Here is a 20484-nt window from a genome sequence, read left to right on the forward strand (position 1 = left end):
CGATGAGCGAACACGTCGAGTACGAGGCCAGGACGGTCCGGCCGTACGCCGTGACCGGCGGTCGCGTGCGCTCGGCTCGCTCCGACTGGCCCCTCGAGGCGCTGGTCGAGGTCATGCCGGGCGCCGTGGCCAGCACGGGCCTGACGCCTGAGAAGCGCGCGATCATCCAGCACGCGTCGGCCGGGTACATCTCGGTCGCCGAGCTGTCGGCGCTCCTCCACCTGCCGCTCGGGGTGGTGCGGATCCTCGTGTCCGACCTCACCGACGCCAACTACGTCCGCGTGCACACCTCACAGCCGGTCGAGGTCAACACCGGTGAGTCCCCCGCCCTGTCCCTGAGCGTGCTGGAGAGTGTTCTCAATGGCATTTCCGCCCTCTGACGCCGCCGTCGCCGCTCCGGCGGGGACCGCGGGCGCCATCGCCCCCACCGTCGTCAAGATCGTCGTCGCCGGCGGGTTCGCCGTCGGCAAGACGACCTTCATCGGCTCGATCTCCGACATCGAGCCCCTCAACACCGAGGCCGCCATGACGGAGCACTCGGTCGGCGTCGACGACGCCGGCGGGGTCAGCGACCGCAAGACGACCACGACCGTCGCCATGGACTTCGGCCGCATCGCGCTCCCCGGCTCCCTCTGGCTCTACCTGTTCGGCACGCCGGGCCAGGACCGCTTCCTGTTCATGTGGGACGACCTGGTCCGCGGCGCGATCGGCGCGGTCGTGCTGGTCGACACGGACCGGCTCGACCAGTGCTTCCCGGCGGTCGACTACTTCGAGAGCCGCGGCATCCCGTTCGTCGTCGGCGTGAACTGCTTCGACGGCATCGCGAAGCACCAGCTCGAGGACGTCCGCGAGGCCCTGGCGATCCCCGCCCACGTGCCGGTGCTCTACACCGACGCACGGTCGCGTGCCGCGACCAAGCAGGCGCTCATCGCACTCGTCCAGCTCGCCATGGAGCGCCTGCGCTCCCGGTGACCCCGCACGTCACGACGGCCGGTCACCTGCGGGGGACCGGCCGTCCGTGCACCCGGCACGGGCGGAGCGCCGTGCCGTGCCCGCCCTCCGAGGCGCGCAGGTGCCGTCGGACCGTGTGGGAGACTGCCGCGGACCGGCGCGTGCGCCGGCCGGGAGGGCTGGCTGAGCGGCCGAAAGCGACGGTCTTGAAAACCGTTGGTGCGGTGACCCCGTACTCAAGGGTTCGAATCCCTTGCCCTCCGCCCGGGCGGGCGCGATCCCGTGGTCCCGCTGCGGCCGCCCCCGTAGGCTCCCGCGGGTGCAGACACGGGTCGCGGCGTACGTGGTGGTGCTCGACCAGGTCGGGGGCGTGCCGCACCTGCTGCTCGCGCGGCTCAACGGGGCCGCGGCCGGCCGGTGGACGCTGCCCGGCGGCGGGATCGACCCGGGCGAGGACCCCGCCGACGCGGCCGTGCGCGAGGCCCGCGAGGAGACCGGGCTCGACGTGGTCCTCGACGGGCTGCTCGGCGTCGACTCGCTCGTCGTGCCGGCCGAGGAGCGGTTCAACCCGACCTCCGAGGACGCGCACGGCATCCGCCTGCTCTACCGCGCGCACGTGGTCGGCGGTGTGCTGGCACCGGAGGCGGACGGGTCGACGGACGCGGCGGCGTGGGTCCCGCTGGCGGAGGTGGACGCCCTCGCGCGGGTCGAGCTCGTCGACGTCGCGCGCCGGATGGCGGGGCCGGCGGTGCCGGTGCCGAGCGGCGGGACGCCCGCGCACGTGCTCCCGGACCGGCCCGCGCCGGACACCGCCGACCCCGCACCGCGCGACCCGGCCCCCCTCGACCCCGCCCCGCTGGACCACGCCGCGGCCGCGGCGATGTGGGCCGACTACGTCGCCGCGCACCCGCACGCGGCCGGCGACGAGTACGTCGTGGACCGCTTCGGCGACTCCGCCGCCCTGTCCGACGAGCTCCTGGCCGTGGTGCTCAGCGGCCGCAAGCGCGCGACCGCCGAGCTCGTCAGCGAGTTCGCCGCGCGCGCGGAGCGGCTGCCACGCATCGGTTCCCACTGGGTCGCGTGCGACGGGGCGGGGCGTCCCCGGGCCGTCCTGCGCAGCACCGAGCTGCGCATCGCGACGTTCGGCCAGGTCGACGAGCGGTTCGCGTACGACGAGGGCGAGGACGACCGCACGCTGGCGTCGTGGCGCCGCGAGCACCGGCGCTACTGGGAGCGCACGGTCGCGCGTCGCGGCGGCACGTGGTCGGAGGACGACGAGATCGTCCTCGAGCGGTTCTCCGTGGTGTGGCCGCCGGAGCACGCGGCCGCGGCCGCGCCGTGACGCACCGACCCGCGTCGGCTCTGGGCCGGCACGGGACCTGCGCGCCCTCCGGTCAGCCCGCCGCGCGCCGCACCAGCTCCGCGATGCGCTCCTCCTCGGCCGCGGACAGGCTCGTCAGCGCGTACGCGGTCGGCCACATCGCCCCGTCGTCGAGCGCCGCGACGTCGTTGAAGCCGAGCGTCGCGTAGCGGGAGCCGAACTTCGCCGCGGCCTGGAAGAAGACGAGGACCTTGCCGTCCTTCGCGTACGCCGGCATGCCGTACCAGGTCTTCGGGGTCAGGTGCGGGGCGGCCTCGCGGACGATCGCGTGGATGCGCTCGGCGAGTGCGCGGTCCGCGTCGGGCAGCTCCGCGACCTTCGCCAGGAGGTCCGCCTCGGGGTCGGCCTTCGTGCCGCGCTTGCGCGACTTCTTCACCTCCGCGGCGCGCTCCTTCATGGCGGCGCGCTCCTCGGCGGTGAAGCCCGCGCCCTCCGCGTCCGTGGCCTGCGTCGACGTCGTCCCGGTCATGTCCGTGCTCCTCGTCTCGGTGGCAACGCCCATGCTAGGGGCGGCCCTGACCTGCGACTTCTCGGTTCCTGATCGCTTCGCGGGCGCCACGGTTGCACCGGTGAGGCGTCCGGATGACACTCGGGAGGAGGGTTGTCACCCACGCGAGTGAGGAACGGCGATGAGCCGCACCACGGACTCCGGGGCTGCGACGGGGGAGCCGGAGCTCGTGCTCTCCCCGCGGACGGTCTACGTGATCTTCAGCGCCCTCCTGGCGGCGATGTTCCTGTCCGCCCTCGACCAGTCGGTGGTCAGCACGGCGCTCCCGACGATCGTGGGCGACCTGCGCGCGGCGCAGCACGAGGGCTGGATCATCACCGCCTACCTGCTGGCCATCGCCGTCGTCATGCCGATCTACGGCAAGCTCGGTGACCTGCGCGGGCGCCGGCAGCCGTTCCTCGTCGCGCTGGCGATCTTCGTGGTCGGCTCCACGGGCTCCGCGTTGTCGGCGTCGTTCGTCGACCTCGTGGTGTGGCGCTCGGTCCAGGGCCTGGGTGCCGGCGGGCTGGTGATCCTGAGCCAGGCGATCATCGCGGACATCGTCTCGGCGCGGGACCGCGGCAAGTACATGGGCCCCATGGGCGCGGTCTTCGGGATCGCCACCGTCGCCGGGCCGCTGCTGGGCGGCTGGTTCACCGACGGCCCGGGGTGGCGGTGGTGCTTCTGGCTCAACGTGCCGATCGGCCTGGTCGCGCTCGCCGTCGCGTGGTCCCGCCTCCGGCTGCCGTCGCGCACGCCGAGCAGGCGGTTCGACCTCGGCGGCGCGGTGCTCATGGCGACGGCGACCGCCGGCATCGTGCTCCTGACCAGCTGGAGCTCGATCTCCAGCGACGCGCGGTACGACTGGAGCAGCCCGGTGCTGCTCGGTCTCGCCGCAGCGACGGTGGCGGCGCTGGCGGCGTTCCTGGTCGTGGAGACGAAGGTGGCCGACCCGCTCATCCCGCTCCGGCTCTTCCGGAGCCGCACGTTCTCCGTGTCGGTCTCGATCGCCCTGCTGCTCGGCATGACGATGTTCGCGGCGCTCTCGTTCCTGCCGACGTTCCTGCAGATGGCGCGCGGCTACGACGCCACGGAGGCCGGCCTGCTCATGCTGCCCATGACGGTCGGTCTCATGATCACGGCGATCGGCTCGGGCATCCTCATCTCCGCCACGGGCCGGTACAAGCTCTACCCGATCGTCGGGCTGGGGGTCGCGACCGTCGGGCTGGCGCTGCTGACCCGGCTGACCGCCGACATCTCCATGGTGACCTTCGGGACCATGATCTTCGTCCTCGGGTTCGGCCTGGGCCTGGTGATGCAGACGATCGTGATCGCGGTGCAGAACGCCGTCCCGCCCGAGATGGTCGGCGTGGCGACGTCGACGAACAACTTCCTGCGGGAGATCGGCGCCGCGGTCGGCACGAGCGTGTTCTCCACGGTGTTCACCACGAACCTCACCTCCCGGCTGGCCGAGGCGGTCCGGGACGCGCCCCCGGGCGACGTGCCGCAGGGCTTCGGTGCGGACGCGCTGACGCCGGAGCTGGTCGACCGGCTGCCCACCGCGCTGCGCGAGCTCGTCGTCACCGCGTACACCGACGCCCTCGCCCCCGCCTTCTGGTACCTCGTGCCGCTCGGCGTGGTCGGCTTCGGGATCGCCTTCCTCATGAAGGAGGTGAAGCTCTCCGACAAGGCCGGTCTGGTGGCCCGGGGCGCCGCGGTCGGCGGGTGAGCGGCGCCCGTCGCCGGGGGCGGAGCGGGCGGTCGCGCGCCGGCCTCAGAAGGCGGGCAGCACCTCGCCGGACGGCCAGCGCTCCTCGATGAAGGCCTTCACCTCGTCGGAGTGCAGCAGCTCGTCGAGCGTCACGAGCGCCTCGTCCTGCGCGTCCTGCGACCGGACCGCCAGCACGTTGGCGTACGGGTTGTCGACGCCCGACTCGAGCAGGATGGCGTCCTCGGCGGGGCTCAGGCCCGCCTCGAGCGCGAAGTTGCCGTTGACGACCGCGGCGTCGACGTCCTGCAGCGACACCACGAGCTGCTCGGGGGCCGTCTCGATGAGCTCGAGGTCCTTCGGGTTCTCCTCGACGTCGAGCAGCGTCGCGTCGCCGTCGGTCTCGGCGAGCGTGATCAGCCCCGCCTCGACCAGCAGGTCCAGCGCGCGCGACTGGTTGCCCGGGTCGTTCGTGATCGCGATCGTGCCGCCCACGGGGATGTCCTCGACGGACTCCACCGACTCGGAGTACAGGCCGTAGGGCTCGATGTGCACGCCCTCGAAGTGGTCGAAGTCGAAGCCCTGCTCCTCGACCTGCGCCTCGAGGTACGGCACGTGCTGGAAGTAGTTGGCGTCCAGCTCACCCTCGGCCAGCGCCGTGTTCGGCAGGACGTAGTCGGTGAACTCGCGGATCTGCAGCTCGATGCCCGCGTCCGCGGCGAGCTCGTCCTGGACGAACTGCAGGATCTCCGCGTGCGGGACGGGGCTCGCGCCGACGACCAGCACGGTCGCGCCGTCCTCCGCCGTGGCGCGGCCGTCCGGCTCGACGTCCCCGCCACCCGAGCAGCCCGCCATCACCAGGGCCGCGGCGGACAGGACGGCGGCGGTGCGGAGGGTTCGCTTCATGGGGGTGGTTCCTCTCGGTGCACGCCCTCGGGTCGAGGGCCGGGTCTGCGGACGGGGGCCGGCGCCCGGGTGCGCGCTCACCGGTGGTCCAGGCGGCGCGCGAGGGCGTCCCCGGCGACCTGGACGACCGTGACCAGGACGACGATGACGACGACGGACGTGTAGAGGACGACGGGGTCGAAGCGCTGGAACCCGTAGCTGATGGCGAGGAAGCCGAGGCCGCCGGCGCCGATCGCGCCGACCATCGCGGAGAAGCCGATGAGCGAGATGACGGTGACGGTGAACGCGGACACGATCGACGGCAGCGCCTCGCGCACCAGCACCTGCGAGACGACCGTCGCGGTCGTCGACCCCATGACGCGCGCGGCCTCGACCTTGCCCGCGGCGACGTCCCGGACGGCGGTCTCCACGAGGCGCGCGAAGAACGGGATCGTGCCGATGCTCAACGGCACGACGGCGGCCTCCCAGCCGAGGCTCGTGCCGACGAGCGCACGGGTCAGGGGGATGAGCGCGACCGCGAGGATGATGAAGGGCAGCGCGCGCAGCACGTTGACGACGACGCCGAGCACCGCCGAGACGGGCCGGTTCGGGGTCAGGCCGTCGGGTGCGACGGACCGCAGCAGCAGCCCGAGCGGCAGCCCGACGACCAGCGTCACCAGCGCCGACAGCCCGACCATCTGCAGCGTCTCGGCCGTCGCCGTGGGGAGCATCCCGGCGATCACCCGGTTCGACGTGAGCTCGGCCCACAGCTCGCCCATCAGGTGACCCCCTCGCGGCGGCCGGCCGCGGGGTCGGGGCCCCCCGCCTCGCGTCCCGTGACCACCGGGTCCAGCCCGGCGGCGCGCAGCCGGGCGACCACGGCGTCCGTGCCGGACCGCGGAGCGTCGACGAGCAGGCGCCCGACCCGCCGGCCGGCGAGCGGCTCGACCGTGGCGGACAGCACCTCGACGTCGTCGCCGAGGGCCGCGACGGCGGCGAAGGCGTCGCGGGTCGCGACGTCGTCCGTGGCGTAGGTGACCTCGACGAGGTCCCGGCGCGCCTCGGGCGGCAGGTCGGGCACGGGCACGAGGGCGCGGGACAGCGGCGAGCCCGTGGCCGTGACGACCTCGGTCAGCGGGCCCGACTGCACGACGCGGCCGTGCTCGAGCAGCGTCACCTCGTCGCATACCTCGCGGACCACCGACGGCTCGTGCGTGATGACGACGACGGTGATGCCGAGGCGGTCGCGCAGGTCGCGGACGAGCCCGAGGATCTGGCGGGTCGTCTCGCCGTCGAGCGCGGACGTCGGCTCGTCGCACAGCAGGACGGCGGGCTCGGTCGCGAGGGCGCGGGCGATGCCCACGCGCTGCTTCTGCCCGCCGGACAGCTGCGCCGGGTACGCGCCGGCGCGGTGCCCGAGGCCGACGAGGTCGAGCAGCTCGGCGACGCGGGCCCGGCGCCGCTCGCGCGGCACGCCCGCGACCTCGAGCGGGAACGCGACGTTGGCCGCGATCGTGCGCGAGTCGAGCAGGTTGACGTGCTGGAACACCATCCCCATGCGCCGGCGGGCGGCGCGCAGCTGCTTCTCCGACAGCCCCGTCAGGGTCGTGCCGTCGACCGTGACGGTGCCCGACGTCGGCTGCTCGAGCCCGGTGAGGCAGCGGATCAGCGTCGACTTGCCGGCGCCGGAGCGGCCGACGATGCCGTGCACCACGCCGCGCCCGACGGTCAGGTCGAGGCCGTCGAGCGCGACGACGGGCCCGTCGGCGGACGGGTACACCTTGCGCAGGGCGGACAGCTCGATCACGGGGACGTCCCTTCGTCGAGGCGCAGGGCGCGACGCGGACCGCGGGTGTCGCGGGCGGGAGGGTGGCGCCGGGCGGGGCGCCGACGTGCCGCGGGGGCGGCGGGGCGAGCCGCGGCCCGCGGGGTCACCTCAGCGGCGACACAGGACGCCGCGACACGTGCCCGCCGCGGCGGCAGCCGGGCGCGCGCAGATCGGGGCGTGGCATGACATGTCGGTCATGGAAGCACAGGCCGCTCCGCCCACCCCGTCGGCGTCTCGACGACCGAGACGCCGCGGCCCGGTGCGTCTCACTCCGTGAGCCGAGTGGGAGCCCGCCGTAGGGTGGCGGGCGTGCCCGAGGGTCATACCGTCCACCGCATCGCCCGGCAGCTGACGCTCGACCTCGTGGGCCGGCCGGTGTCCGTGTCGTCGCCGCAGGGGCGGTTCGCGGACGGGGCCGCCCGGCTCGACGGGCGGACGATGCTCGCGGCCACCGCCGTCGGCAAGCAGCTGTTCTGCCCGTTCGACTCCGGCGAGGTGCTGCGCGTCCACCTCGGCCTGTACGGCGCGTGGGACCTGTACGGGCAGGTCAGCCCGCTCACCGCCGGGGACGCGACGCGCGCGAGCCTCGGGGCGCCGCGCGTGCGCCCGGCGACGCGGCTGCGCGTCGGCGAGGACGAGTCCGAGCACGCCGCCGACGACGGCCTCGCGTGGCCCCCGCCGCCGCTCGGGCAGGTGCGCGTGCGGCTCGCCACCGACGCGTTCGTGGCCGACCTGCGCGGGCCGTCGGCGTGCGAGGTGCTCACGCCCGACGACGCTGCGGCGGTGCGCGACCGCCTGGGGCCCGACCCGGTCGCCGTCGACGACGTCGACGCCGCCGGCGAGGTGGTCGTCGAGCGCGTGACGGGTCGCGGCGTCGCCGTCGGGCAGCTGCTCATGGACCAGTCCGTCGTCGCCGGGATCGGCAACATCTACCGCGCGGAGCTGCTGTTCCGCGCGCGCCTCGACCCGTGGACGCCCGGACGCCGCGTGCCCGCCGGGACCGTCCGCGCGCTCTGGCGCGACTGGGCGGGCCTGCTCGCCGACGGCATCCGCGACGGCGTCATGCTCACGCGCGAGGACCTCGACGCCGCCGGCCGCGAGGCCGCCCGGCACGACCCCGCGCTGCGGCACTGGGTGTACGGCCGCGGTGGCCTGCCGTGCCGCGTGTGCGGGACGCCCGTCGTCGTGGAGGACATGGCCGCGCGCCGGCTCTACCGCTGCCCGGCCTGTCAGGTCTGAGCCGGGGCGCCCGCCGGCGGGCCGCCCGCGTACCCGTCAGGTCGCGGTCGTCGCCGGCGGGACGCGCTCGCCGACCGGCACGGGGAGGTCCACCGTGTTCGACCGCGTCGCCAGCGGGCACGCCCAGCGGGGGTCGTACGCGCACGACGGGTTGTAGGCGAAGTTGAGGTCGACGACGAGCCGCTCCACGCGGTCGCAGCCGAGGTCCGCGCCCTTGATCGTGTCGAGCACGTACCGCCCGCCGCCGTACGTGCCGCCCGGCTGCCCCGCCGACGCGTCCTTGAGCGGCAGGAACAGCCCGCCGCCGTACCCGCGCAGCGACCACAGCGTGACGCGGCCGAGCCCCGGCAGGTCGACCGTGCCGATGCGGTCGTACCCGACCACGCCGTCGGTGCCCGTCGCGACGTCGAGGCGCTGCCCGGGGGCCGGGTCCACCGACACCTCGAACCGGTACGCGCGGTCGTACGGCGCCACGTCCAGCCCGCCGAAGTCGGCCCGGGCGTCCGCCGACAACGGTGAGGCGGGGTGCCGGCTGAAGAGCTCGTCGCGCTGCTGGACCCACACGGCGTGCGCGCCCGCCGGGTCGTCCCGCGCGATCGCGCGCACCTGCGCGTAGGTCTCCGCGACCCGGCGTCGCCAGTCGGCGACCTCCAGCGCGGCGGTGAGCGGAGTTGCGTCGTGCACGTCTCCACACTGACGGACGCGGGGCCGACCGGCACGTCGGGCGTGCCGCGGCCCTGCCGGGCGGCGCGCACGGGCCGTGCGAGGCTGAGCGGCATGGATCTGCGCATCTTCACCGAGCCCCAGCAGGGCGCCACGTACGACGACGTGCTCGCCGTCGCACGCGCCACCGAGGACCTGGGCTTCGACGCCTTCTTCCGCTCCGACCACTACCTCACGATGGGCGGGGACGGCCTGCCCGGCCCGACCGACGCGTGGACGACGCTCGCCGGGCTCGCGCGCGAGACCAGCCGCGTGCGGCTGGGCACGCTCGTCTCGTCGGCGACCTTCCGCTACCCCGGCGTGCTCGCCATCCAGGTCGCGCAGGTGGACCAGATGTCCGGCGGGCGCGTCGAGCTCGGGCTCGGCGCCGGCTGGTTCGCCGAGGAGCACGCGGCGTACGGCATCCCGTTCCCGGAGAAGCGGTTCGGCATCCTCACCGAGCAGCTCGAGATCGTCACCGGCCTGTGGGGCACGCCCGTCGGCGAGCGGTTCGAGCACCACGGCGAGCACTACACGCTGACGGACTCGCCGGCCCTGCCCAAGCCGGTGCAGCACTCGCCGCTGCACCCCGACCGTGCCGGCGTGCCCGTCATCGTCGGCGGCGGCGGTCCGCGGCGCACGCCGCGCCTCGCCGCGCGGTTCGCGGCCGAGTACAACCAGGCGTTCCCGGAGCTGGACGGCATCCCCGGGCGGATCGACCAGGTGCGCCAGGCGTGCGTCGAGGAGGGGCGCGACCCCGACACCCTCATCCAGTCGGTCGCGCTCGTGCTGTGCGTCGGCCGCGACGACGCCGAGGTGGCCCGCCGTGCCGCGGCGATCGGCCGCGAGGCGCAGGAGCTGCGGGAGCACGGCATCGCCGGCACGCCCGACGAGGCCGTCGAGCGGCTGCGCACGCTGGCCCAGCAGGGGGTGCAGCGCGTCTACCTGCAGGTGCTCGACCTGCACGACCTGGAGCACCTGCAGCTCGTCGCCGAGCAGGTCGCACCGCACCTGGGCTGAGCGCGAGCGGCGCCCCGGCGGCCGGTCCGTCAGTCGGCGGACCGGCCCGCCGCCGGCGCGCGCTCGGCCGCGCCGTCCTGCGCCGAGCCCCCCGGTGCGTCGTCGACCGGCGCCTCGTCCACGGGCGCCTCGTCCGTCGCCACCTCGTCCGTCGGTACCTCGACGACCGCGCCCCGCGGCCGCCACCGGCGCGCCCCCACGCGGGCGGCGTCCGACGCCGACGGCGGTCGCACCAGGTGCACCACGGACACGACGAGCAGCACGACCAGCCCGACGTTGCGGGCGGCCAGCAGCAGGGTGGTGCCCGGCACGCCCTCCAGCACGTCGAGGTACCACCACGGGTAGACGACCTGCGTCGCCAGCGCGACGGCGGCGACCGTGACCGCCGTGCGGCCCCACCACGGCCGCCGCAGGGCGAGCGCCACCGCCACCGGGGGCGCGAGCCACGTCATGAACTGCGGGCTGCCCACCTTGTTGCCCACGATCAGCACGAGCGCCATGAGGAAGGCGCCGCGCACGACGAAGTCCCCGCGCACGGCGTCGTCCGACCAGAACGTGGCCCCGTCCCGGCGCCGGCACCACCAGAGCACCGCCGTCGCGAGCAGCACGCCCACCACGAGCACCGCGCCGAGCACGTCGGCCATCGTCTGCGTGCCGGGCCCGGTGATCTCGTAGGTGACGAGATCGGCGTTGAGGTACCGCCGCACCGACGTCGTCCACAGCCCGGCGACGAGCCAGGGCGTCGCGCCCACCGACTCGATCTGCAGGCCGCGCGAGCCCTGCTCCAGCACGAACGAGACGACGTGCCGGCCGCCACCGAGCGCGAGGACGATGCCCACGACGACGACGCACACGGCTGCCGCGGGGACGACGACGTCGCGCCACGGCCGGCGGGACGCGAGCAGGAGCGGCACGATCGCGGCCCCCGGCGACACCTTCACCCAGGCCCCCGCCGTGACGAGCGCGGCCGACAGCCGTGGGGCGGACAGCGCGGCGAGCAGGGCGAGCACCGACATCGGCGCGACGACGGAGTCGAGGCGGCCGATCGCGACGGGCCCGAGCAGGACGAGGAAGCCGAGCCACCAGCCCGCCGCGACGGCCCCGCCGGGACGGCGCAGGAGCGCGGCGACAGCGACGGCGTCGAGCGCGGTCACGAGCACGCACCACCCGAGCAGGTACGCGCCGCCCGCGGCGGTGCCGGCCACGAGCGTCGGGGCCAGCAGCGGCACGAGTGCGCCGGCGGGGTAGACCCACGCCTCGTCGAGCGCCGGCCACCGGCCGGTCGTCAGGCCCGTCTCCATCCAGCGCCGGTACAGGTCGACGTCGCCGAAGGACTGGTGCACCAGGACGAGGGAGCCGAGCCGGGTCAGCCACACGTGGGCCGCGACGAAGGCGACCCACACGGCGGCGGTGACGGCACGCGGGCGCGCGAGGGCGGTGGTACCGGGCAGGGTGACCTCCGGGGCCGACGGGAGCGCGTCCAGGCTACGTGACGGGCGCCGCGTGCGGGCGGGGTCGGGGCGGCCGGAGGCGCCGGCGGACGGTCGCGCGCACGACGGGCGCGACCGTCCGGGGGTCAGCGGTCAGCGGTCAGCGGTCGTTTGTCCGGGTCGTCGTCGTCGCGGCGGCCGCCGAGCGGCTCGGCGATCCCGCCGGGCGCCGCGACGGCGAGGCCGCCGGTGCCCGTCCCGGCCATGCCACCCGGTGCGGCCGGGAACGGCGGCACGACGCCGTGGCCCACGTCGGGGTCCGTCTCGTCGACGTCGTCGGGTGCGGGCGGCGCCTGCGGTTCGGTGCTGCTGACCGGGTCGGGCGCCGTCGCGGGCGTCAGGTCGTCGTGCTCGGGGCGCGGCTCGTCGGGTGTCGTGGGGAGGGACATCGTCGGCCTCCTTCGTCTCGGGGAGAGGGGCCACCACGCTGCCACGGGGAGCGTCCGGGCGCCTCCCGGGGTGTCGCGGCGGCGCGGTAACGCCCTCGTGACGCCGAGTGGCTAACGTCGCCCCCGGTGCGCACGCGTGGGCGGCGCACCGACTCGAGGGAGCGTGGTCGCGTGGCGGGCTGGGGATGGACTGTGCACGGGGACGGCAGGTCCGTCGCACCGGGCGAGGTGGTGGCGCCCGGCGAGCGCCTGGCGTGGGGCCGCACCGTCGGCATCGGGATGCAGCACGTCGTCGCGATGTTCGGCGCGACGTTCCTCGTGCCCCTCATCACCGGCTTCTCGCCGCAGACGACGCTGTTCTTCTCGGCGGTCGGCACCGCGCTGTTCCTGATCGTCACGCGCAACCGGCTGCCCAGCTACCTGGGCTCGAGCTTCGCGTTCATCGCACCGATCGGGGCCGCGACGGCGTCGGGCGGGCAGTCGGTCGCGGTCGGCGGCATCCTCGTCACGGGCCTGCTGCTGGCGGTCGTCGGCGTGGTCGCGCACCTCGCGGGCACGCGGTGGATCGACGCGCTGATGCCGCCGGTGGTCACGGGCACGATCGTCGCGCTCATCGGCTTCAACCTGGCACCGGCGGCGTGGGGATCGTGCACCGACGACGGCTGCACGGGCTTCCGCGCGGCGCCCGTGACGGCGATGGCGACGCTGCTCGCGATCGTCCTGGTGACGGTGCTGTTCCGGGGCATCCTCGGGCGGCTGTCGATCCTCGTGGGCGTGCTGGTCGGCTACGCGGTCGCGCTGCTGCGCGGCGAGGTGGACCTGACGACCGTCGGCGAGGCCGCGTGGGTGGGCCTGCCCCCGTTCGTCGCTCCCTCGTTCGACCCCGCCGTGCTCGGGCTGTTCCTCCCCGTCGTGCTGGTGCTCGTCGCCGAGAACGTCGGCCACGTGAAGTCGGTCGCGGCGATGACCGACACCGACCTCGACCCGTACGTCGGCCGCGCGCTGCTGGCCGACGGCCTGGCGACGACGCTCGCGGGCACCGGCGGCGGCTCCGGCACGACGACGTACGCCGAGAACATCGGCGTCATGGCGGCGTCGCGGGTGTACTCGACGGCCGCGTACTGGGTGGCGGCCGCGACGGCGCTGCTGCTGTCGCTGTCACCGAAGTTCGGCGCGCTCGTCGCGACCATCCCCGACGGGGTGCTGGGCGGCGCCGCCACGGTGCTCTACGGGATGATCGGCCTGCTCGGCGCGCGGATCTGGGTGCAGAACCGCGTCGACTTCTCCTCGCCGGTGAACCTGATGCCGGCCGCGGTCGCCCTCATCGTGGGCATCGCGAACTACTCGTGGTCCGTCGGCGAGCTGCGGTTCGAGGGCATCGCGCTGGGCACCGCCGCCGCGATCGGGCTCTACCACCTCATGCGGGTCGTGGCCCGGTGGCGCGGGACGCACGACGAGCCGGCGACGCCGGCGTCCGTGCCGGGCGGCGAGGAGCTGCGGCACTGACGTGAGCCGACGGGGCCCGTGCGCAGCTGCCGCGCGGGCCCCCTCGGCGCGTCAGCCCTCGGGCGCGGGCTCCTCGGGAGCGGGCTGCTGCGCGGCCTGCGCCAGCTCGGCGAACGGCTTGCAGCCCTCGGGGCCGACCAGCGGCGCGGCCGGGTCGAGTGCGACCTGCTCCACGGGGAGCAGCGTGGCGAAGTCCGCGCCGAGCACGAGGTCCACGCTCGCGTCCTCGCGGGTGTCGAGCGCGAGCTGGGCCTCGGGCAGGTGGGCGCGCAGCGTGTAGGCCGCGGCGATGCCGTTGGTGCCGGACACGATGCGCCCGACCCCCGCGGTGTCCGGACCGTTCGCGGTGGACGCGACGACGAAGCCACGCCCCTGCAGGTCCGTGGCGGTGGACGCCGCCAGGCCGGACCGGTTCGCGCCGTTCAGGACGTTGACCGGCACCTGGCCGGCCGGGACCGGCAGCGCACCCTCGGGCGGGCACCACACGGCCTCGGCGGTCGCCGTCGGTGCCGGGCGCGAGAAGTCCCGCTCCAGGAACGGCAGGGAGATGCTCTCGGTGTAGAGGGCGGCGGAGCCCACACCGGCGACCGCCAGCCCGGCCAGCAGCACCCCGAAGACGACGGCCTGCCGCTCGTGCATGTGCCGGCGCCGCAGCTGCCGTGCCAGGTCCTGGTCGCTCACGACGCCCTCCGCCTCAGCTCAGCACCAGCACGCGCGCGTGCAGGAGTGCACGCTGCTGCAACGCAGCTCGGACGGCGCGGTGCAGGCCGTCCTCGAGGTACATCACGCCCCTGTGCTCGACGACGTGCGCGAACAGGTCGCCGTAGAAGGTCGAGTCCTCCGCCAGCAGCGCCGCCAGGTCGAGGGTCCGCTTGGTGGTGACCAGCTCGTCGAGCCGGACCTGCCGCGGGGGCACGTCCGCCCACTGTGCGGGGGTGACGCGCCCGTGGTCCGGGTACGGGCGCCCGTCACCCACCGCCTTGAAGATCACGTGCCGAGTGTAGGGGCAGGCCCCCGCCGCCCGGGCCGTCCCGACGGGCGGGTGCGGCACGTCACCCGCCCGCACGCCCGCGCGCGCGGATACACGCCCAGGTGTTGACCCGGTGGCCACCGGCAGCGTTGAATCGATCAAAACGGACGGGAGAGCGCATTCCTGCGGCTCCCCGCGTCGGTCACCGACGACCGCACCGCGGCCCGTCCGGCTCCGGAAGGGGAACCGATGACCCTGCGCACCCGACGACGTGTGCACCTCCTGACCGCCCTGCCCGCCGCCGTGTGCGTCGGCGCGCTCGCGCTCGCGGGCGCCGTCGCGCCGGCCGCCGCCGCACCCGCCCCCGCGACCGGCGCCCTCGCCGCGAAGGGCGGCCACCGCACCGACGCCGTCCAGCTCGAGCGGCTCGACCGCGGCGTCGTCGCCGTCGCGACGTCCGAGGGCGTGTTCGTGTCCTGGCGCCTGCTCGCCCCCGAGGTCACGGGCGCGACGGCCGACACCCAGACCGGCCCGCAGTTCGCGGTCTACCGCGACGGCGCGCGCATCGCGACCGTCGAGGGCGCGACCAACCTGCTCGACGCGGACGGCGCCGCGACGTCGGTCTACCGCGTCGCGGCGGTCGTCGACGGCGTCGAGGTCGACGTCAGCCCCGACGCGACCCCGTGGGCCGGCCACCACGACATCCCGCTGCGCAGGCCCGCCGACGGCGTGACCCCCGCGGGCGAGGCGTACACCTACGCCGCGAACGACATGAGCGTCGGCGACGTCGACGGCGACGGCCAGTACGAGTACCTGGTCAAGTGGGACCCGTCGAACTCCAAGGACGTGTCGCAGGTCGGCTACACGGGCAACGTCTACCTCGACGCCTACGAGCTCGACGGCCGGCACCTGTGGCGCGTGGACCTCGGCGTGAACGTCCGCGCCGGTGCGCACTACACGCAGTTCCCGGTGGCGGACTTCGACGGCGACGGCCGTGCCGAGCTCATGGTGAAGACGGCGCCGGGCACGACCATCACGACGTACGCGCCGGACGGCTCGGTGCGCGCGACGCGTCCCGTGACGCTGCCGGCCGACGACGTGGCCGCCGGCGTCACGCACGCCGACGACTACCGGATGAGCCGGGCCGACTACTACGAGCACGTCGTGGAGATGTTCCGCGGCTGGTCGACCCGTGAGGAGGTCGTCTCCGGGCAGTGGCCGGCGACGCTCGAGGAGGCCTTCGGCATCGCGCCGCAGTACACCTACCCGCTCTCCGACGCGGACGCCCGCGCGCTGACCGACTACTTCATGGACGTGTACGCGCCCGGCCGCTCGGCCCGCAACGTGCTCCGGAACTTCGAGGGCTTCGTGCTCGAGGGCCCGGAGTACCTCACGGTCGTCGGCGGCGACGGCCGCGAGCTGCAGACGGTCGACTACAAGCCCGGCCGTACCGACGACGGGCTGCTGTGGGGCGACTACGCGATGTCCCGCATCGAGCCCGGCAACCGCGTCGACCGGTTCCTGTCCGGCGTGGCCTACCTCGACGGGCAGCAGCCCTCCGCGGTCTTCGCCCGCGGCTACTACACGCGCTCGACGCTCGTGGCGTACGACTGGGACGGCAAGCGGCTGCAGGAGCGCTGGTACGTGGACTCCGGCTGGACGCCCATGACGAACCCGTTCAACGACGGCCCGCACGGCCGCCCCGGCACGGACCCCGAGTTCGGCCGCATCACGACCCAGGGCTTCCACTCGCTGTCCGCGGCGGACGTCGACGCCGACGGCCGGCACGAGATCGTCTACGGCTCCGCCACCATCGACGACGACGGGTCGCTCCTGTACACGTCGTTCGCCACCATGCCCGAGGGCAGCGCCACCCCGGGCGTCGAGGCGGGCCTCGGCCACGGCGACGCCATGCACGTCACGGACATCGACCCCCAGCGCCCGGGCCTGGAGATCTTCACCGTGCACGAGGGCGGCGCCTACGCGCCCTACGGCATGGCCATGCGCGACGCGGCGACCGGCGAGACGCTCTTCGGCGTCTACTCCGGCCGGGACACGGGTCGCGGCATGATCGGCGACGTGCGCCCCGACGTGCCGGGCCTCGAGGCGTGGGCCAGCCTGCCGGGCGGGTCGGACGCGTCCGGGCTCTACTCCGCGGACGGTGACGTGCTGCAGCCGGAGATCTACGGCACCAACCAGTCGATCCGCTGGGCGGCCGACGGCACGACGCAGCTCGTCAACGGCTCGGGCACGGCCACGCCCACCATCGACGACGCGACGCGCGGCACGCTGCTCACCGCGACCGGCACGCTGACGAACAACGGCACCAAGGGCAACCCGTCGCTCGTCGCCGACGTCCTCGGCGACTGGCGCGAGGAGCTCTTCCTGCGGACCGCTGACTCGTCCGCGATCCGGGTGTTCGCGTCCACCGAGGTCACCGACCGCGGGCTCGTCACGCTCATGCACGACCCGCAGTACCGGGCCGAGGTCGCACGGCAGCAGACGACGTACAACCAGCCGTCCTACCCCGGCTTCTACCTGGCCTCCGACACCGACATGACGACGGTGCCGGTCGCGCAGGCGTGGCTGCCGGGCAGCATCGACGCGCTGCGGGCGACGTTCCAGCAGCTCGTGGCGTCGGGTCAGGTGCGCGGCCTGGCGGTGCTGGAGGGCATCGCGGCGATCGAGATCGCCGACCGGGCGGCCGACCGCGGGCAGACCCGGGCCGCGGTCGCGGCCCTGGACGCGTGGGCCGAGCGGCTCGAGCGGATGCGTGACTCGCGCCTGTCGTCGGCCACCCCGGCGGCCCGCACGACCCTGACCACGCAGATCGACCGCATCACGACCGCCCTCCGCTAACCCCCGCCCCGGAGGCATCGACCTCCGAGGCATCGACCTCCGAGGCATCGAACCCGGAGATCCTCAGCACCGCGCACCTCGGATGCTGAGGATCTCCGGGTTCGGCCACCGCGGGGGCGTCAGCGGGGTGGGAGGAGGGCGATGAGGGCGACGGCCACGGCCGTCGCCGCGGGGACGAACAGTGCGGCGGCCCACGTGAGGCGCCGGGCCCGGCGGGCGGCGGCAGCGATCTCCTGCGGCGTGCGCCCCGGTGCCGTGACGAGGTCGGCGTCGCCGTCCGCGCCACCGGCCAGGAGGGACGCCGACCCGAGGACGAGGAGCACGAGCCCCGTCACGGCGACCGGCACAGGCGTCACCGACAGGACGTGCGCCGGCAGCAGCGCGATCGCGGCGGCGAAGACCGCCACCGGTACGAGGCCGAGCAGGGACGCCTGCCACACGCGCAGGCGTGTGAGCGCGCGGACGATCGAGCCCGGCGCGACCGCGAACGCCACGGCGAGCAGGGTCGCCACCGCCATGGTGGTGGCCGCGCCGGCCGTCAGCGACAGCTCCTCGCCGCGGATCCACGGCGGGACGGACCACGTCGTGGCGAGCACGCCACCGATCTGGACGAACGCGGCGAGCCCGTCGCGCAGGGGTGCGCGGCGCGGCTCGGGCACGGCGACCGCGTCGGCGAGCGTCGCGGCGTAGGCCTCCGGCGCGCCGAACGCCGTCGCGGCGTCCTGGCCGGAGTCGACGCAGTGGGCCTCGACCTCGGCGAGCGCGCTGCCGATGGTCGCTCCCGGCACGTCCCGCAGCCGCAGCTCGAGGACCAGGCGCTCGCGCCACCGCGGCTCCACGTGCGGGGCGATGGTGCGCGGGTCGCTGGTCATCGAGATGCCTCCGGGTCGGGGACGGGCGGGCGGGAGGGGCCGCCGGCGTCGGGTGCAGGGCCGGCGGGTGCGCCGGTGACGAGGCTGCGGGTGAGGTCGGCGAAGCGGGCCCACGCGGCGGCGTCGCGCTCGAGGTGCGCGCGGCCGGCCTCGGTCAGCTCGTAGTACTTGCGGCCGGGCCCGCCGGCGCCGGGGCGCCACTCCTCGCGGACGAGACCCGCCGTGTGCAGGCGCCCGAGCAGGGGGTACAGCGTCCCGCCCTTGACCTCACCGAGGCCGGCGGCGTCGAGCCGCTGCGCGATGTCGTAGCCGTAGGTCGCGCCGTCGGTGAGCACGCGGAGCACGCAGAGCGTGAGCACGCCGCGCAGCCACTCGCCGGGCCAGTCGGCCGGGGGTGGGGTGGCGGTGCCGGGCATGGCTAGACAGTAGGGCTAACTAGATAGCCACGCAAGATAGTGCGGCGTGGACCGGGAGCGCGGGCGTCGATGCCCGCGCAGGCGCCCCGGTACGCGGAGCGCCCACCCGCATGGCCGGCCTGAGGCCGTGGACCGTGCGGACGGGCGCGGGGGCAGGCGTCGCCAGGGCAGACGTCACCTGGCCAGACGCCACAAGGGCGCCCCGGCCGAAGCCGGGACGCCCTCGTGATGAGCTGTGGTGGTGCTCAGACCGGCGCGACGTTGGACGCCTGCGGGCCCTTGGGGCCCTGCTGGACGTCGAACTGCACGCGCTGGTTCTCCTCGAGCGAGCGGTAGCCGCTCGTCGTGATGGCGGAGTAGTGCACGAACACGTCGGCGCCGCCGTCCTCGGGGGCAATGAAGCCGAAGCCCTTCTCGGCGTTGAACCACTTCACGATGCCAGTAGGCATTGTTTCTCCTCATGCGGGTTGCTGCGACCCCGACGACCGGGACCGGTGAATCACGGTGGCCGTCGTCCGCTCCGGAGAACGTGATACCCGGGTTTGCACCCGGACCGACAAGCTATGCACTGCGACTACGTGGACAACACTAACCGCCCTGCGCCCCGAATGCGAGGCCCAGTCCCGGACGGACGTCCCGCGCACGTGTCCAGGGAGGCGTCTTCGCAGGTCAGCACGCCGTGGCCGGAGCGGGATGTGGCGTGCGACGCTGGTCCCGTGACCGACACCCACGCTCCGACGGGCGCTCTCACCGACGTTCCGGGCCTGCGGGTCGGGCACGTGCAGCGCACCGACGACGGCTGGCTCACCGGGGTCACCGTCGTCCTGCCGCCCCCCGGCACCGTCGGCGGCGTCGACGTCCGCGGCGGTGGGCCCGGCACCCACGAGACCGACGCGCTCGACCCGCGCACGCTCGTGCCGACCGTCGACGCGGTCGTGCTCACGGGCGGCAGCGCGTACGGGCTCGTCGCGGCGCACGGGACGCAGCGCTGGCTCGCCGAGCAGGGGCGCGGCTTCGCCGTGTCGCCCGTGCCCGGCGAGGTCGTGCCGATCGTGCCGGCCGCCGCCGTGTTCGACCTCGGGCGGGGCGGGGTGTTCGGGAACCACCCGACGACCGCCATGGGGTACGCCGCCGCCGCGGCGGCGGACGCGTCCGGTGACGGCGCCCCGGTCGCCCGCGGGTCGGTCGGTGCCGGCACCGGCGCCGCGATCGCCGGTGCGGCCTACAAGGGCGGCGTCGGCACGGCGTCCGTGCGGCTGGACGCACTGGGTGTCGTCGTCGCGGCGCTCGTCGTGGTCAACGCCGCCGGTGCGCCCCTGGGCCTGGGGGCCCCCGCGTCCGCGCCGGGCGGGCCGGTCGGCGCGGACGGGCCGCGAGGCACCGGTGGGCCGCTCGGCGCCGCCGGGGCGGCGAGCGCGACGGCGCTGCCGGCGAAGGGCGTGGGCGGTGCGCCGTCGCCGCTCAACACGACGCTCGCGGTGGTCGCGACCGACGCCGCGCTCGACCCGGCCGAGACGTCGCGCACCGCGACCACCGCGCACGACGGCCTCGCCCGCGCGCTGGACCCCGTGCACACGCTCGCCGACGGCGACACCGTGTTCGCGCTGGCCACGGGCGCGGTCGCGCTGCCCGGCGACCGGCCGGACCGCGTCGCGGCGCTCGTGGCCGTCCAGGCGGCGGCGGCGACGGCCGTGCGTGCGGCCGTCGCGGACGCGGTGCGCTCGGCGGCCGGCGTGCGCACGGCGGCCGTGCACCTGCCGCCGTGGTGCTGACGCGCGCGG

At 75.1% G+C, this 20484-nt stretch carries 21 protein-coding genes, 1 tRNA gene and 1 pseudogene; 11 read left to right on the forward strand and 12 right to left on the reverse strand.

Features of this window, described 5'->3' with window-relative positions; translation table 11 throughout:
- Positions 1-2: 2 nt before the first annotated feature.
- The 5 genes and pseudogenes from E5225_RS01495 to E5225_RS01515 all read left to right on the forward strand — a co-directional run bounded on the left by E5225_RS01495 (position 3) and on the right by E5225_RS01515 (position 2293).
- Positions 3-380, forward strand: a complete 378-nt coding sequence (locus E5225_RS01495; RefSeq protein ID WP_135972811.1) for a DUF742 domain-containing protein — start codon at positions 3-5, stop codon at positions 378-380.
- The gene (locus E5225_RS01500; protein WP_135972812.1) at positions 361-972 is read left to right on the forward strand and encodes a GTP-binding protein; all 612 of its coding nucleotides are present in this window, start codon (positions 361-363) and stop codon (positions 970-972) included. Before E5225_RS01495 ends, E5225_RS01500 begins: the two co-directional genes overlap by 20 nt.
- 152 nt (positions 973-1124) lie before the next feature.
- A tRNA-Ser gene (locus E5225_RS01505) sits at positions 1125-1214 on the forward strand.
- A gap of 56 nt (positions 1215-1270) precedes the next feature.
- Positions 1271-1639: pseudogene (locus tag E5225_RS01510) on the forward strand (NUDIX hydrolase); the annotation flags it as partial.
- Positions 1640-1831: 192 nt separating this feature from the next.
- Positions 1832-2293, forward strand: a complete 462-nt coding sequence (locus tag E5225_RS01515) for an ASCH domain-containing protein (protein WP_135972846.1) — start codon at positions 1832-1834, stop codon at positions 2291-2293.
- Between the two features lie 52 nt (positions 2294-2345).
- Here the strand turns inward: E5225_RS01515 and E5225_RS01520 are convergent, their stop codons facing one another.
- Positions 2346-2801, reverse strand: coding sequence for an iron chaperone (locus E5225_RS01520; RefSeq protein ID WP_135972813.1), 456 nt, complete (start codon positions 2799-2801; stop codon positions 2346-2348).
- Positions 2802-2961: 160 nt separating this feature from the next.
- Here E5225_RS01520 and E5225_RS01525 point away from each other — a divergent pair, with 160 nt between their 5' ends.
- A complete protein-coding gene (locus tag E5225_RS01525) occupies positions 2962-4548 on the forward strand; it encodes an MDR family MFS transporter (RefSeq protein ID WP_135972814.1) in 1587 nt (528 codons plus the stop codon).
- A 45-nt stretch (positions 4549-4593) separates the two neighbouring features.
- Here E5225_RS01525 and E5225_RS01530 read toward each other — a convergent pair whose 3' ends face one another.
- The 3 genes from E5225_RS01530 to E5225_RS01540 form a co-directional block, all read right to left on the reverse strand.
- Positions 4594-5433, reverse strand: coding sequence for a MetQ/NlpA family ABC transporter substrate-binding protein (locus E5225_RS01530; protein ID WP_135972815.1), 840 nt, complete (start codon positions 5431-5433; stop codon positions 4594-4596).
- A gap of 77 nt (positions 5434-5510) precedes the next feature.
- On the reverse strand, positions 5511-6191 hold the full coding sequence (locus E5225_RS01535; protein WP_135972816.1) for a methionine ABC transporter permease: 681 nt from the start codon (positions 6189-6191) through the stop codon (positions 5511-5513).
- Positions 6191-7219, reverse strand: a complete 1029-nt coding sequence (locus tag E5225_RS01540; RefSeq protein WP_135972817.1) for a methionine ABC transporter ATP-binding protein — start codon at positions 7217-7219, stop codon at positions 6191-6193. The genes E5225_RS01535 and E5225_RS01540 overlap by 1 nt, the downstream gene beginning before the upstream one ends.
- A gap of 330 nt (positions 7220-7549) precedes the next feature.
- Between E5225_RS01540 and E5225_RS01545 the strand changes: the two genes are divergently transcribed.
- The gene (locus E5225_RS01545; protein ID WP_135972818.1) at positions 7550-8479 is read left to right on the forward strand and encodes an Fpg/Nei family DNA glycosylase; all 930 of its coding nucleotides are present in this window, start codon (positions 7550-7552) and stop codon (positions 8477-8479) included.
- 36 nt (positions 8480-8515) lie between these two features.
- Here the strand turns inward: E5225_RS01545 and E5225_RS01550 are convergent, their stop codons facing one another.
- Entirely contained in the window at positions 8516-9163 is a 648-nt protein-coding gene (locus tag E5225_RS01550) for a DUF1684 domain-containing protein (RefSeq protein ID WP_135972819.1), read from the reverse strand.
- A 93-nt stretch (positions 9164-9256) separates the two neighbouring features.
- On the opposite strand from E5225_RS01550, the gene E5225_RS01555 reads away from it, so the two are divergent.
- A complete protein-coding gene (locus E5225_RS01555; protein WP_135972820.1) occupies positions 9257-10201 on the forward strand; it encodes an LLM class F420-dependent oxidoreductase in 945 nt (314 codons plus the stop codon).
- 29 nt (positions 10202-10230) lie between these two features.
- On the opposite strand, the gene E5225_RS01560 is transcribed toward E5225_RS01555, so the two are convergent.
- Entirely contained in the window at positions 10231-11604 is a 1374-nt protein-coding gene (locus tag E5225_RS01560) for a glycosyltransferase 87 family protein (RefSeq protein ID WP_135972821.1), read from the reverse strand.
- Positions 11605-11777: 173 nt separating this feature from the next.
- On the reverse strand, positions 11778-12080 hold the full coding sequence (locus E5225_RS01565; RefSeq protein WP_135972822.1) for a hypothetical protein: 303 nt from the start codon (positions 12078-12080) through the stop codon (positions 11778-11780).
- Positions 12081-12251: 171 nt separating this feature from the next.
- Between E5225_RS01565 and E5225_RS01570 the strand changes: the two genes are divergently transcribed.
- A complete protein-coding gene (locus E5225_RS01570; protein ID WP_135972823.1) occupies positions 12252-13586 on the forward strand; it encodes a uracil-xanthine permease family protein in 1335 nt (444 codons plus the stop codon).
- Positions 13587-13637: 51 nt separating this feature from the next.
- Here E5225_RS01570 and E5225_RS01575 read toward each other — a convergent pair whose 3' ends face one another.
- Both E5225_RS01575 and E5225_RS01580 read right to left on the reverse strand, forming a co-directional pair.
- Positions 13638-14267 (reverse strand): LytR C-terminal domain-containing protein, encoded by a 630-nt coding sequence (locus tag E5225_RS01575; protein WP_135972824.1) that lies wholly within the window; start codon positions 14265-14267, stop codon positions 13638-13640.
- Between the two features lie 13 nt (positions 14268-14280).
- Positions 14281-14577: a type II toxin-antitoxin system VapB family antitoxin gene (locus E5225_RS01580; protein WP_135972825.1), complete on the reverse strand. Its 297-nt coding sequence runs from the start codon at positions 14575-14577 to the stop codon at positions 14281-14283.
- A 228-nt stretch (positions 14578-14805) separates the two neighbouring features.
- On the opposite strand from E5225_RS01580, the gene E5225_RS01585 reads away from it, so the two are divergent.
- Positions 14806-17415, forward strand: a complete 2610-nt coding sequence (locus E5225_RS01585; protein WP_166435924.1) for a rhamnogalacturonan lyase — start codon at positions 14806-14808, stop codon at positions 17413-17415.
- 119 nt (positions 17416-17534) lie between these two features.
- Here the strand turns inward: E5225_RS01585 and E5225_RS01590 are convergent, their stop codons facing one another.
- The 3 genes from E5225_RS01590 to cspE form a co-directional block, all read right to left on the reverse strand.
- Complete coding sequence (locus E5225_RS01590; protein WP_135972826.1) at positions 17535-18287, reverse strand: DUF1129 domain-containing protein; 753 nt, start codon at positions 18285-18287, stop codon at positions 17535-17537.
- The gene (locus E5225_RS01595) at positions 18284-18703 is read right to left on the reverse strand and encodes a PadR family transcriptional regulator (protein ID WP_135972827.1); all 420 of its coding nucleotides are present in this window, start codon (positions 18701-18703) and stop codon (positions 18284-18286) included. The genes E5225_RS01590 and E5225_RS01595 overlap by 4 nt, the downstream gene beginning before the upstream one ends.
- A 245-nt stretch (positions 18704-18948) precedes the next feature.
- Positions 18949-19152 carry a transcription antiterminator/RNA stability regulator CspE gene (gene cspE, locus E5225_RS01600; RefSeq protein ID WP_135972828.1) on the reverse strand — a complete coding sequence of 68 codons (204 nt, stop codon included), beginning with the start codon at positions 19150-19152 and terminating at the stop codon, positions 18949-18951.
- A gap of 267 nt (positions 19153-19419) precedes the next feature.
- On the opposite strand from cspE, the gene E5225_RS01605 reads away from it, so the two are divergent.
- Complete coding sequence (locus tag E5225_RS01605; protein WP_243738145.1) at positions 19420-20475, forward strand: P1 family peptidase; 1056 nt, start codon at positions 19420-19422, stop codon at positions 20473-20475.
- Positions 20476-20484 lie beyond the last annotated feature (9 nt).

The organism is Cellulomonas shaoxiangyii (genome assembly GCF_004798685.1).
Classification (GTDB): domain Bacteria; phylum Actinomycetota; class Actinomycetes; order Actinomycetales; family Cellulomonadaceae; genus Cellulomonas; species Cellulomonas shaoxiangyii.